Annotated in this window: 10 protein-coding genes; 7 read left to right on the forward strand and 3 right to left on the reverse strand. The window is 60.2% G+C overall.

The annotated features are described in order from the left end of the window. The first annotated feature begins 87 nt into the window (after positions 1–87). The gene (hutU, locus tag HBM95_07015; protein ID NIH42678.1) at positions 88–1,776 is read left to right on the forward strand and encodes a urocanate hydratase; all 1,689 of its coding nucleotides are present in this window, start codon (positions 88–90) and stop codon (positions 1,774–1,776) included. Beyond that, positions 1,773–3,293: a histidine ammonia-lyase gene (gene hutH, locus HBM95_07020; protein ID NIH42679.1), complete on the forward strand. Its 1,521-nt coding sequence runs from the start codon at positions 1,773–1,775 to the stop codon at positions 3,291–3,293. Before hutU ends, hutH begins: the two co-directional genes overlap by 4 nt. Positions 3,294–3,377: 84 nt before the next feature. On the opposite strand, the gene HBM95_07025 is transcribed toward hutH, so the two are convergent. Both HBM95_07025 and bioA read right to left on the reverse strand, forming a co-directional pair. After that, complete coding sequence (locus HBM95_07025; GenBank protein ID NIH42680.1) at positions 3,378–3,854, reverse strand: kinase inhibitor; 477 nt, start codon at positions 3,852–3,854, stop codon at positions 3,378–3,380. A 48-nt stretch (positions 3,855–3,902) separates the two neighbouring features. Beyond that, positions 3,903–5,210 carry an adenosylmethionine--8-amino-7-oxononanoate transaminase gene (gene bioA / locus HBM95_07030; GenBank protein NIH42681.1) on the reverse strand — a complete coding sequence of 436 codons (1,308 nt, stop codon included), beginning with the start codon at positions 5,208–5,210 and terminating at the stop codon, positions 3,903–3,905. Between the two features lie 68 nt (positions 5,211–5,278). Here bioA and bioB point away from each other — a divergent pair, with 68 nt between their 5' ends. From bioB to bioD, 4 genes are read left to right on the forward strand one after another with little or no spacing between them, the layout of a single operon-like run. Then, positions 5,279–6,319, forward strand: a complete 1,041-nt coding sequence (gene bioB, locus HBM95_07035) for a biotin synthase BioB (GenBank protein ID NIH42682.1) — start codon at positions 5,279–5,281, stop codon at positions 6,317–6,319. Further along, positions 6,316–7,473, forward strand: coding sequence for an 8-amino-7-oxononanoate synthase (gene bioF / locus HBM95_07040; protein ID NIH42683.1), 1,158 nt, complete (start codon positions 6,316–6,318; stop codon positions 7,471–7,473). The genes bioB and bioF overlap by 4 nt, the downstream gene beginning before the upstream one ends. Continuing rightward, positions 7,457–8,212: a malonyl-ACP O-methyltransferase BioC gene (gene bioC, locus HBM95_07045; protein ID NIH42684.1), complete on the forward strand. Its 756-nt coding sequence runs from the start codon at positions 7,457–7,459 to the stop codon at positions 8,210–8,212. The genes bioF and bioC overlap by 17 nt, the downstream gene beginning before the upstream one ends. Next, a complete protein-coding gene (bioD, locus tag HBM95_07050; GenBank protein NIH42685.1) occupies positions 8,190–8,906 on the forward strand; it encodes an ATP-dependent dethiobiotin synthetase BioD in 717 nt (238 codons plus the stop codon). The genes bioC and bioD overlap by 23 nt, the downstream gene beginning before the upstream one ends. Here the strand turns inward: bioD and HBM95_07055 are convergent. Then, positions 8,869–9,591, reverse strand: coding sequence for an ATP-binding cassette domain-containing protein (locus tag HBM95_07055; protein ID NIH42686.1), 723 nt, complete (start codon positions 9,589–9,591; stop codon positions 8,869–8,871). The two genes, bioD and HBM95_07055, sit on opposite strands and share 38 nt — an antisense overlap. A gap of 751 nt (positions 9,592–10,342) precedes the next feature. On the opposite strand from HBM95_07055, the gene uvrB reads away from it, so the two are divergent. Continuing rightward, the gene (gene uvrB, locus HBM95_07060) at positions 10,343–12,358 is read left to right on the forward strand and encodes an excinuclease ABC subunit B (GenBank protein ID NIH42687.1); all 2,016 of its coding nucleotides are present in this window, start codon (positions 10,343–10,345) and stop codon (positions 12,356–12,358) included. The last annotated feature ends 28 nt before the right edge of the window (positions 12,359–12,386 follow it).

Here is a 12,386-nt window from a genome sequence, read left to right on the forward strand (position 1 = left end):
TATCTTTTTTGTTAAATACGACCTTGTGTGTGCTTGTCTATACAAGTATATCTAAATGTATCATCTGTCCCTTATGAGGAGCACACAATGTCGTCAGGTAAATACCGTCAGCAGGACGTCCGCGCCGCGCGCGGCACCACGCTTACCGCCAAAAGCTGGCTCACCGAAGCCCCGCTGCGCATGTTGATGAACAACCTCGATCCCGAGGTGGCGGAAAATCCCCACGAGCTGGTGGTCTACGGCGGCATAGGCCGCGCCGCGCGCAACTGGGAATGCTATGACGCCATTGTACAATCCCTGACCGAACTCGAACACGACGAAACCCTGCTGGTGCAGTCCGGCAAGCCGGTTGGCGTGTTCAAAACCCATAAAAACGCGCCGCGTGTGCTGATCGCCAACTCTAACCTGGTGCCGCACTGGGCCACCTGGGAACACTTCAACGAGCTGGATGCGAAAGGGCTGGCGATGTATGGCCAGATGACCGCCGGTAGCTGGATCTACATCGGCAGCCAGGGGATTGTTCAGGGAACCTACGAAACCTTCGTGGAGGCCGGTCGCCAGCACTATAACGGCTCGCTCAAAGGCCGCTGGGTATTGACCGCGGGTCTCGGCGGCATGGGCGGCGCACAGCCGCTGGCCGCCACGCTTGCCGGCGCCTGCTCGCTGAACATTGAGTGCCAGCAGAGCCGCATTGATTTCCGTCTGCGCACCCGCTACGTCGATGAACAGGCAACCGATCTGGACGATGCGCTGGCGCGCATTAAAAAATACACCGCCGAAGGCAAAGCCGTGTCGATTGCCCTGTGCGGCAACGCGGCGGATATTCTGCCGGAGCTGGTTGCCCGCGGCGTGCGCCCGGATCTCGTCACCGACCAGACCAGCGCCCACGATCCGCTGCACGGCTACCTGCCAAAAGGGTGGGCGTGGGAAGAATACCAGCAAAAAGCGGAGACCGACCCGGAAGGCACCGTGCTTGCCGCGAAACGCTCTATGGCCGAACACGTTTCTGCCATGCTGGCCTTCAGCCAGATGGGGATTCCGACCTTTGACTACGGCAACAACATCCGCCAGATGGCGAAAGAGATGGGCGTGAATAACGCTTTCGACTTCCCCGGCTTCGTGCCTGCCTATATTCGCCCGCTGTTCTGCCGCGGCATCGGCCCGTTCCGCTGGGTTGCCCTGTCCGGCGATCCGCAGGATATCTACAAAACTGATGCCAAAGTGAAGGAGATCGTTGCGGATGACAAACATCTGCACCACTGGCTGGACATGGCCCGCGAGCGCATCAGCTTCCAGGGCCTGCCGGCGCGCATCTGCTGGGTTGGGCTGGAGTGGCGGCAAAAGCTGGGCCTCGCCTTCAACGAAATGGTGCGCAGCGGTGAAGTCTCCGCGCCGATCGTCATTGGCCGCGACCACCTGGACTCCGGCTCCGTTGCCAGCCCGAACCGCGAAACCGAAGCCATGCGCGACGGCTCGGATGCGGTCTCCGACTGGCCGCTGCTCAACGCCCTTCTGAACACCGCCAGCGGCGCGACCTGGGTATCGCTGCACCACGGCGGCGGCGTGGGGATGGGCTTCTCCCAGCATTCCGGGATGGTCATCGTCTGTGACGGTACCGATGAAGCCGCCGCGCGTATCGCTCGCGTGCTGCACAACGACCCGGCAACCGGCGTGATGCGTCACGCGGATGCGGGTTACGAGATTGCCATTGACTGTGCCAAAGAGCAGGGGCTGAACCTGCCGATGATCCCTGCCACACAAGGAAAGCATGAATGAACGCCTTAACACTCACTCCCGGCTCGCTGACGCTCAAACAGCTGCGTAACGTCTGGCGTAAACCGGTCACCCTTTCGCTGGATGAAAGCGCTCACGCCGCCATTAATGACAGCGTCGCCTGCGTTGAAGCCATCGTGGCCGAGGGGCGCACCGCCTACGGGATTAACACCGGCTTTGGCCTGCTGGCGCAGACCCGCATCGCCACGCACGATCTGGAAAACTTACAGCGTTCGCTGGTGCTGTCGCACGCGGCGGGCGTGGGTCAGCCGCTGGATGATGAGATTGTCCGCCTGATGATGGTGCTCAAAATTAACAGCCTGGCGCGCGGTTTCTCGGGCATTCGCCTGAGCGTCATCCAGGCGCTGATGGCGCTGGTGAATGCAGAGGTCTACCCGTGGATCCCGGCCAAAGGTTCCGTAGGCGCATCCGGCGACCTCGCGCCGCTGGCGCACATGTCGCTGCTGCTGCTGGGCGAAGGCAAAGCGCGTTGGCAGGGCGAGTGGCTGCCTGCGAAGGAGGCACTGAAAAAAGCCGGATTAACGCCAATTACGCTGGCGGCGAAAGAGGGGCTGGCACTGCTGAACGGCACTCAGGCATCGACGGCCTTCGCGCTGCGCGGCCTGTTTGAAGCGGAAGATCTGTTTGCCTCGGCGGTAGTGTGCGGTGCGCTGACCACCGAAGCCGTGCTGGGCTCGCGTCGCCCGTTCGATGCTCGCATCCACGAGGTGCGCGGTCAGCGCGGGCAGATTGACGCCGCCGCGATGTACCGCCACGTGCTTACCGACACCAGCGAAATTGCCGATTCACACCATAACTGCGAGAAGGTTCAGGATCCGTATTCCCTGCGCTGCCAGCCGCAGGTGATGGGCGCGTGCCTGACGCAGCTGCGCCAGGCGGCAGAGGTGCTGCTGGTGGAGGCCAACGCGGTGTCCGATAACCCGCTGGTGTTCGCCCTGGAAAACGAGGTAGTCTCCGGAGGCAACTTCCACGCCGAGCCGGTGGCGATGGCGGCGGATAACATCGCGCTGGCGATTGCCGAAGTCGGCGCGTTGTCCGAGCGCCGCATTGCGCTGATGATGGATAAACATATGTCCCAGCTGCCGCCGTTCCTGGTGCGTAATGGTGGGGTCAACTCGGGATTTATGATTGCCCAGGTGACCGCAGCCGCGCTGGCAAGCGAGAACAAAGCCCTGTCGCACCCGCACAGCGTGGACAGCCTGCCGACGTCTGCAAACCAGGAAGATCACGTTTCGATGGCGCCGGCTGCCGGGCGTCGTCTGTGGGAAATGGCCTCAAACACCCGCGGCGTGCTGGCGGTGGAGTGGCTGGCGGCGTGTCAGGGTATCGATCTGCGTGATGGGCTTAAATCCAGCCCGCTGCTGGAGCAGGCGCGTCAGGAACTGCGCGAGCACGTTACGCACTACGATGATGACCGCTTCTTTGCGCCGGATATTGATAAGGCGATGCAGCTTCTGGAAGAGGGGCGGCTGGTGGGGCTGTTGCCGCCGGTGCTGTGATTTTTTGCCCGGTGGCGCTGCGCTTACCGGGCCTACGCGTGCGAAATGTAGGCCGGGTAAGGCGTAGCCGCCACCCGGCTTCTTTTATGAATACATCGCCGTAATCGACGCGCTCCCCAGCGAATGGAAATGCACGTTAAACCCGACCATCGCGCCGCTCGCCTCTTCATCAACCTCAATCTTCTCCACGTCCAGCGCGTGCACCGTGAAGATATAGCGGTGGGTTTCCCCTTTTGGCGGCGCCGCGCCGCCGTAGCCCGCTTTACCAAAATCAGTGCGGATCTGAATCGCGCCCTCAGGCAGGGCAACCAAATCAGAGCCGGAACCCTGCGGCAGGACGCGCGTGTCGGCGGGCAGGTTCGCTACGATCCAGTGCCACCAGCCGGAGCCGGTCGGCGCGTCCGGGTCGTAGCAGGTCACGACAAAGCTTTTGGTTCCGGCTGGAACCTCGTCCCACGCCAGGTGCGGGGAGATATTATCGCCCTGATACCCCATGCCGTTGAAAACGTGGCGTTCAGGGAGTTTTTCACCGTCGCGCAGATCTTTACTGATGATTTTCATACGGTTTACCCTCGTTATTCACTCGTTCAGGAAGTGTAACGCATGGGGTTAAATCGTGAAATGCGCGGGAATGTTAACGGCTGTTACGACCGCGTCGGTTAATTTACGTAGCTGCTCTGGCGTAATGCTATACGGCGGCATCAGGTAGATAAGCCTGCCGAAAGGCCGCACCCACACGCCCTGGTCCACGAAGAAGCGCTGCAGCGCCGCCATATTCACCGGATGGGTGGTTTCAATCACCCCGATGGCGCCCAGTACGCGCGCGTCCGCCACGAAATTCGCACCGGAGGCGGCGCTCAGTTCCGATTTCAGCTGCACTTCTATCGCCGCAACCTGCGTCTGCCACTCGCCGCTCTCCAGAATCGCAAGGCTTTCACTCGCCACGGCGCAGGCCAGCGGGTTGCCCATAAACGTCGGGCCGTGCATAAAGCAGCCCGCCTCGCCGTCGCTGATGGTGTCGGCAACCTGGCGGGTGGTCAGCGTGGCGGAGAGCGTCATGGTGCCGCCGGTCAGCGCTTTGCCCAGACACAGAATATCCGGCGAAATGCCCGCATGCTCGCAGGCAAACAGCTTGCCGGTGCGGCCAAAGCCGGTGGCGATCTCATCGGCAATCAGCAGAATGCCCTCGCGGTCGCACATCTTGCGAATGCGCCTCAGCCATTCCGGATGGTACATCCGCATCCCGCCTGCGCCCTGCACAATTGGCTCCAGGATCACGGCGGCAATCTCATGACGATGCGCCGCCATCAGCCGCGCGAAACCGACCATATCCATCTCGTTCCACTCGCCGTCGAAGCGGCTCTGCGGGGCAGGGGCAAACAGGTTTTCCGGCAGATACCCCTTCCACAGGCTGTGCATGGAATTGTCCGGATCGCACACCGACATCGCCCCGAAGGTATCCCCGTGATAGCCGTTGCGGAAGGTAAGGAACCGCTGGCGCGCTTCGCCCTTCGCATGCCAGTACTGCAGCGCCATTTTCATCGCCACTTCCACCGCTACCGAGCCGGAATCGGCCAGGAAGACGCACTCCAGCGATTCAGGCGTCATCGCCACCAGGCGACGGCATAAATCCACCGCCGGCTGATGGGTAATCCCGCCAAACATCACGTGCGCCATCTGGTCAATCTGGGCTTTCATTGCCGCGTTCAGGCGCGGGTGGTTGTAGCCGTGAATGGCCGCCCACCAGGAGGACATCCCGTCAACGAGCCGCTCGCCGCTGGCAAGGTGCAGCTCGCAGCCGTGGGCCGAGGCCACCGGATAGACGGGGAGGGGGCGGGTGGTGGAGGTGTAAGGGTGCCAGATATGCTGCTTGTCGAAGGCGAGATCGTCCTGGGTCATAATCGACTTGTAAACCATTTTGAAAAGTTTTAGGTTTACGAGTATAAACCGAACCGAAAATTAACAAAACCCTTTGGAGAAGCCCGATGGCTCACCACGCACGCTGGACGATGTCGCAAGTTACTGAATTATTCAACAAACCTTTCCTTGAGCTGATGTTTGAAGCCCAACAGGTGCATCGTCAGCACTTCGATCCGCGCCATGTTCAGGTCAGCACGCTGCTGTCGATCAAGACCGGCGCCTGTCCTGAAGACTGCAAATATTGCCCGCAGAGCGCGCGCTACAAAACCGGCCTGGAGTCCGAACGGCTGATGGAAGTGGAGCAGGTGCTCGACTCGGCGCGCAAGGCGAAAAACGCTGGCTCGACCCGCTTCTGCATGGGCGCGGCGTGGAAGAACCCGCACGACCGCGACATGCCGTATCTGGAGCAGATGGTGAAGGGCGTGAAGGAGATGGGCCTCGAAGCCTGTATGACGCTTGGCACGCTGAACGAGGAGCAGGCGCAGCGCCTCTCGGCGGCGGGGCTCGATTACTACAACCACAACCTCGATACCTCCCCGGAGTTTTACGGCAACATCATCACCACGCGCACCTACCAGGAGCGCCTGGACACGCTGGACAAAGTGCGTGGAGCGGGGATCAAGGTCTGCTCCGGTGGTATTGTCGGCTTAGGCGAAACGGTGAAAGACCGCGCGGGCCTGCTGCTGCAGCTGGCGAACCTGCCCACCCCGCCGGAAAGCGTGCCGATCAACATGCTGGTGAAGGTCAAAGGCACGCCGCTGGCGGATAATGACGACGTGGATGCGTTTGATTTTATTCGCACCATCGCGGTGGCGCGCATCATGATGCCAACCTCTTACGTCCGCCTTTCTGCGGGCCGCGAGCAGATGAACGAGCAAACCCAGGCGATGTGCTTTATGGCCGGGGCCAACTCCATCTTCTACGGCTGCAAGCTGCTGACCACGCCGAACCCGGAAGAGGACAAAGATGTTCAGCTGTTCCGCAAGCTTGGGCTGAACCCGCACCAGACCGAGGTGCTGACGGGCGATAACGAGCAACAGCAGCAGCTGGAGCAGCAGATTTTCAACGCCGACACCGACCAGTTCTACAACGCGGCAGCCGTATGACCTGGCAGGCACGAATTAATGCCGCGCTGGAAGAACGCCGGGCGGCAGAGGCGTTTCGCGTACGCAGTGTGGTGGAAAACGGCGCGGGCCGTTTTCTGACCCGCGAGGGGCGGCAGTTTTGTAATTTCTCAAGCAATGACTATCTCGGACTGAGCCAGCATCCGGCCATCGTCCGCGCCTGGCAGCAGGGCGCGGAGCGGTTTGGCGTGGGCAGCGGCGGCTCGGGACACGTCAGCGGGTACACCACGGCGCATCAGGCGCTGGAGGAAGAGCTGGCCGACTGGCTTGGCTATTCGCGTGCGCTGCTCTTTATCTCGGGTTTTGCCGCCAATCAGGCGGTCATCGCGGCCCTGATGGGGAAAGAGGACCGCATTGTCGCCGACCGCTTAAGCCACGCCTCGCTGCTTGAGGCGGCAAATTTAAGCCCGGCACAGCTGCGCCGCTTTGCCCATAACGATGCGGGGCAGCTTGCTGCGCTGCTGGATAAACCCTGCGACGGGCAACAGCTGGCGGTCACCGAAGGGGTGTTCAGCATGGACGGCGACAGCGCGCCGCTTGCTGCGCTGCACGAGGCCGCAAAGCGGCAAAACGCCTGGCTGCTGGTGGACGATGCCCACGGGATTGGCGTGATGGGCGATGAAGGTCGCGGCAGCGCATACCAGCAAAACGTGAAGCCCGAGCTGCTGATTGTCACCTTCGGCAAGGGCTTTGGCGCCAGCGGCGCCGCCGTACTGTGCAGCGAGTCCGTCGCTGACTATCTGCTGCAGTTTGCCCGGCATTTGATCTACAGTACCAGCATGCCCCCGGCACAGGCCGTGGCGCTGTCTGCGTCGCTGGCGGTGATCCACAGCGCAGAAGGGGATGAACGTCGCCAGCGGCTGGCAGAGCATATCTCCCGCTTCCGCCAGGGACTGGCGGCGCTGCCCTTCCTCAGTCCAGATTCGCAGAGCGCCATCCAGCCGGTGATTGTTGGTGAAAACGGCCGCGCGCTGGCGATGGCACAGGCGCTGCGCGAGCGCGGCATGTGGGTGACCGCCATCCGCCCGCCAACGGTCCCGCCGGGTACCGCACGGCTGCGTTTAACCCTGACGGCGGCGCATGAAGCTCGGGATATCCAGACGCTGCTGGAGGCGCTCCATGACGCCGGTGAATAAACAGGCCGTTGCGGCGGCATTTGGCCGGGCCGCGCGGAGCTATTCTCAGCACGATGAACTGCAGCGCCAGAGCGCGCAGGGGCTCCTGGCCGCGCTTGGCGGGAACCGCTTTCCGCAGGTACTGGACGCCGGCTGTGGTCCCGGCAGTAACAGCCGCTACTGGCGTGAAGCGGGGAGCCAGGTGACGGCCATCGACCTGTCGCCCGCCATGCTGGACGAGGCGCGCCAGCAGCAGGCTGCGCATCACTACCTTGTGGCTGATATCGAGGCTATCCCGCTGGCGGACGCGCAGTTCGATCTGGTCTGGAGCCATCTGGCGGTGCAGTGGTGCAGCAGCCTGGAACAGGCCTTACGCGAGCTTTATCGCGTCGCCCGCCCGGGCGGGAAGGTGGCCTTTACCACCTTGCTGGAAAGCTCGCTGCCGGAACTAAATCAGGCATGGCAGGCAGTAGATGAGCAACCGCATGCCAACCGCTTCTTATCGCATGACCAGGTCACGCAGGCGCTGGCAGGCTGGCGCTGTCGCAGCACGGTACAGACCATCACGATCAATTTTAGCGACGCGTTCAGCGCGATGCGTTCGCTGAAGGGCATCGGCGCCACGCACCTGCACGCCGGGCGGGAGAAAAAACCGCTGACCCGGGGCCAGCTGCAGCGCCTGGAGCTGGCCTGGCCGCAGCAGCGGGGGTTTTTCCCGCTCTCTTATCAACTTTTTCATGGGATTATCGAACGTGACTGAACGTTATTTTGTTACCGGCACGGATACGGAAGTGGGCAAGACTGTTGCCAGCGCGGCCCTTCTGCAGGCGGCGCGAAAGCTTGGGAAAAACACCGCCGGATATAAGCCTGTTGCTTCCGGCAGCGAGATGACGGCGGAAGGGTTACGCAACACCGATGCGCTGGCGCTCCAGCGTAATAGTACCCTTAAGCTTGCCTATTCGGCGGTCAATCCATACACCTTTGCCGAGCCGACCTCGCCGCACATTATCAGCGCCGATGAAGGCCGTCCGATTGAGTTCGCCGTGCTTTCTGCCGGGTTACGGACACTCGAAAGCCAGGCCGACTGGGTGCTGGTGGAAGGCGCGGGCGGTTGGTTTACGCCGCTTTCGGACACGCAGACGTTTGCTGACTGGGTGCAGGCCGAGCGGCTCCCGGTCATTCTGGTTGTCGGCGTTAAGCTGGGCTGCATCAATCACGCTATGCTGACCGCGCAGGCCGTACGGCAGGCCGGGCTGCGTCTGGCGGGCTGGATAGCCAACGACGTGGTTGCGCCGGGGAAACGACATCAGGAGTATCTGGCGACGCTCAGGCATGTACTTCCCGCCCCGTGCCTTGGGGAAATTCCCTGGCTTGCTGACGGCGCGGAAAATGCCGAAACCGGGCGCTATCTCGACCTCAGCGCCTTGCTTCCCGCGACATCCAGTGGGCAATAAGCTCATCGTTCAGTTCGCTAACGTGGCCGTGCGCCACGTTACGCCCGCGATAAAGCATGCAAAACCGATCCGCCACCCGGCGGATAAACGACAGCTGCTGCTCCGCTAACAGCACCGTCATGCCTAACTCCTGGTTTAAGCGCACCAGCAGCTGCGCCAGCTTCTGGGGAAAGCCGTGTCCCGCGCCGTGCATGGGTTCATCCAGAATCAGCATCCGCGGGCGGTTGACCAGCGCATTCGCCAGCGCGAGCTGATACTGATCCTCCGGCGAAAGGGTGTTGCCTCGCGTCTGACGTCGCGCGTAAAGTTCCGGGAACAGATCGTATACGTCGCTTTTCGCTGCCGGGTCGGGTTTCCCCACCGCCCGCATGGCAATATGCAGATTATCCTCAATCGTCAGCTGAGAAAAAATCCGCCTGTCCTGCGGCACATAGCCTATTCCCGGCCCTGAACGCTCTTCTGACGCCTGGCTGAGCAAATCACGCGGCGGTGCGCCCGCTTCATGCCAGATGATGGTGCCGCTATCGACGGGCACTTTTCCGGTAATGCAGTTCATGAGGGTGGTTTTGCCCATCCCCGGCAGGCCAACGACGCCTGTGCACATCCCTTGCGGAAAATCTAAATCCACGTTCCACAGCGTATGTTGGCTTCCGTAAAACTGATTCACTGCACGCAGACTCAACATCTTTCTCTCCTTAAAAATGTGTCGGTGACGCTCGTTTATGCTTCTGCAAAACCCCTGCCAGAAAGCGTAAATCGATTAAAAAAACGGCTTTTTTTAGGAATAAGCCACCGGTGAATCGTCTAAACGAACGGGGATTGCACATCGGCAGTGCTGGCGATGTTGAATGGTGGTGCAGGACGAAAAATGGCGGAAATGTGAGCAGGATCGCACCGGTTGGTTATGAATGACTCAACTGTTTATCGTCAAAAAATAGCTATAAAAATTTTTTGTTGCCGCCTCGTGGGAAAATCCGGGAATTTGCTGAGCGGCAGTCTGCACGGGCTGGAAGCAGTTATCCACTATTCCTGTGGATAACCATGTGCATTAGAGTTAGAAAACACGCGATAAGCGAGAGAAGACGCGGCTTTCGCCCAAATTGACGCGAAACGCGGCTTTAGAAAATATCCTTTATAATTTAATTGGTTAGATAAAAGCAATTACCGTAATGAAAGTGTCACTCGTTGCCATAAAACTATCATTACCTGGCTTGACAAATGTTAAAAAAGAAAAAGTTCTGGGGATAACCCAGCCTGGCTGGTTTTTTATCTCGTCAGAGCCTAAATTTTGTTCGCTAACGCGCTAATGATTTAGCCGCTACGCTAAATATCCTGACACGCCACTGGTTTTTCATCCAGTGTTTTTTACTGGCATTCCTGGCAACAACGAGTAAAATTACTCACCTGCCGCTTATAACGTCATCAGGTCGTCGCCCATGAGTAAACCGTTCAAACTGAATTCTGCTTTCCGCCCATCAGGCGATCAGCCTGAGGCGATCCGTCGCCTTAAAGAGGGGCTGGAAGACGGGTTGGCGCACCAGACGCTGCTGGGGGTAACCGGCTCGGGCAAAACGTTTACTGTCGCGAACGTGATCGCTGACCTGCAGCGCCCCACGATGGTGCTTGCACCCAACAAAACCCTCGCGGCACAGCTTTACGGCGAGATGAAAGAGTTTTTCCCGGAAAACGCGGTGGAGTATTTCGTCTCCTACTACGATTACTACCAGCCGGAAGCCTATGTGCCGAGCTCTGACACCTTCATTGAGAAGGATGCTTCGGTGAACGAACACATCGAACAGATGCGACTGTCGGCGACCAAGGCGCTGCTTGAGCGTCGCGATGTGGTTGTGGTCGCGTCGGTTTCGGCGATTTACGGCCTGGGCGACCCGGATCTCTACCTGAAGATGATGCTGCACCTGACGCAGGGGATGATCATCGATCAGCGCGCGATTTTGCGCCGTCTGGCCGAGCTGCAATACACCCGTAACGACCAGGCGTTCCAGCGCGGGACGTTCCGCGTGCGCGGTGAGGTGATCGACATCTTCCCTGCGGAATCGGACGATATGGCGCTGCGTGTTGAGTTGTTTGACGAAGAGGTGGAGCGTTTGTCGCTGTTCGACCCGCTGACCGGGCACGTTGAGTCGGTGATCCAGCGTTTTACCATCTACCCTAAAACACACTACGTGACGCCACGCGAGCGTATCGTGCAGGCGATGGAAGAGATCAAAGAGGAGCTGGCAGAGCGCCGTAAGGTGCTTCTGGCGAACAATAAGCTGCTGGAAGAGCAGCGCCTGAGCCAGCGTACCCAGTTCGATCTTGAGATGATGAACGAGCTGGGCTATTGCTCGGGTATCGAAAACTACTCGCGCTTCCTCTCCGGGCGCGGGCCGGGCGAGCCGCCGCCGACGCTGTTTGACTACCTTCCGGCAGACGGTTTGCTGGTGATCGACGAATCCCACGTCACGATCCCGCAGATCGGCGGGATGTACCGCGGTGACCGCGCGCGTAAAGAGACGCTGGTGGAGTACGGATTCCGCCTGCCGTCAGCGCTCGATAACCGTCCGATGAAGTTTGAAGAGTTTGAGGCGCTGGCGCCGCAAACCATCTACGTGTCGGCCACGCCGGGCAACTACGAGCTGGAGAAATCCGGCGATGAGGTGATTGATCAGGTGGTCCGTCCGACCGGGCTGCTGGATCCGATTATCGAGGTGCGCCCGGTTGCGACCCAGGTGGACGATCTGCTCTCTGAGATCCGGGCCCGTTCCGCCATCAACGAGCGCGTGCTGGTGACCACGCTCACCAAACGAATGGCGGAAGACCTGACCGAGTATCTGGAAGAACACGGTGAGAAGGTGCGCTATCTGCACTCGGATATCGACACCGTGGAGCGTATGGAGATCATCCGCGATCTGCGTCTGGGCGAATTTGACGTGCTGGTGGGGATTAACCTGTTGCGAGAAGGTCTGGATATGCCGGAAGTCTCGCTGGTGGCGATTCTGGACGCCGATAAAGAGGGCTTCCTGCGCTCTGAACGTTCGCTGATCCAGACCATTGGCCGCGCCGCGCGTAACGTCAACGGGAAAGCGATTCTGTACGGTGACAAAATCACCCCGTCGATGGCGAAAGCGATTGGCGAAACGGAACGCCGCCGCGAGAAACAGCAGCGCTATAACGAAGAGCACGGCATCACGCCGCAGGGGCTGAACAAGAAGGTGGTGGATATTCTGGCCCTGGGTCAGAACATTGCGAAGACCAAAGCGAAAGGCCGCGGCAAGGCGCGTTCAGTGGTGGAAGAAGATACCGTCGTGCTGACGCCGAAGGCGCTGCAGCAGAAAATCCACGAGCTGGAAGGGCAGATGATGCAGCACGCGCAGAACCTGGAGTTCGAAGAGGCGGCGCAGATCCGCGACCAGCTTCATCAACTGCGGGATCTTTTCATCGCGGCATCGTGAGTAAAGCGTTGTTTTCTCCCTCTCTCAG

This window comes from Enterobacter asburiae (assembly GCA_011754535.1).
GTDB classification, from domain to species: Bacteria; Pseudomonadota; Gammaproteobacteria; order Enterobacterales; family Enterobacteriaceae; genus Enterobacter; species Enterobacter cloacae_N.

What these genes read in the sequence shown, in the direction of transcription:
- uvrB (NIH42687.1), top strand. Translation starts at nt 10,343, where the DNA reads ATGAGTAAACCGTTCAAACTGAATTCTGCTTTCCGCCCATCAGGCGAT.
- hutH (NIH42679.1), top strand. Translation starts at nt 1,773, where the DNA reads ATGAACGCCTTAACACTCACTCCCGGCTCGCTGACGCTCAAACAGCTG.
- bioD (NIH42685.1), top strand. Translation starts at nt 8,190, where the DNA reads ATGGGATTATCGAACGTGACTGAACGTTATTTTGTTACCGGCACGGAT.
- bioC (NIH42684.1), top strand. Translation starts at nt 7,457, where the DNA reads ATGACGCCGGTGAATAAACAGGCCGTTGCGGCGGCATTTGGCCGGGCC.
- HBM95_07055 (NIH42686.1), bottom strand. Translation starts at nt 9,591, where the DNA reads ATGTTGAGTCTGCGTGCAGTGAATCAGTTTTACGGAAGCCAACATACG.
- hutU (NIH42678.1), top strand. Translation starts at nt 88, where the DNA reads ATGTCGTCAGGTAAATACCGTCAGCAGGACGTCCGCGCCGCGCGCGGC.
- bioF (NIH42683.1), top strand. Translation starts at nt 6,316, where the DNA reads ATGACCTGGCAGGCACGAATTAATGCCGCGCTGGAAGAACGCCGGGCG.
- HBM95_07025 (NIH42680.1), bottom strand. Translation starts at nt 3,854, where the DNA reads ATGAAAATCATCAGTAAAGATCTGCGCGACGGTGAAAAACTCCCTGAA.
- bioA (NIH42681.1), bottom strand. Translation starts at nt 5,210, where the DNA reads ATGGTTTACAAGTCGATTATGACCCAGGACGATCTCGCCTTCGACAAG.
- bioB (NIH42682.1), top strand. Translation starts at nt 5,279, where the DNA reads ATGGCTCACCACGCACGCTGGACGATGTCGCAAGTTACTGAATTATTC.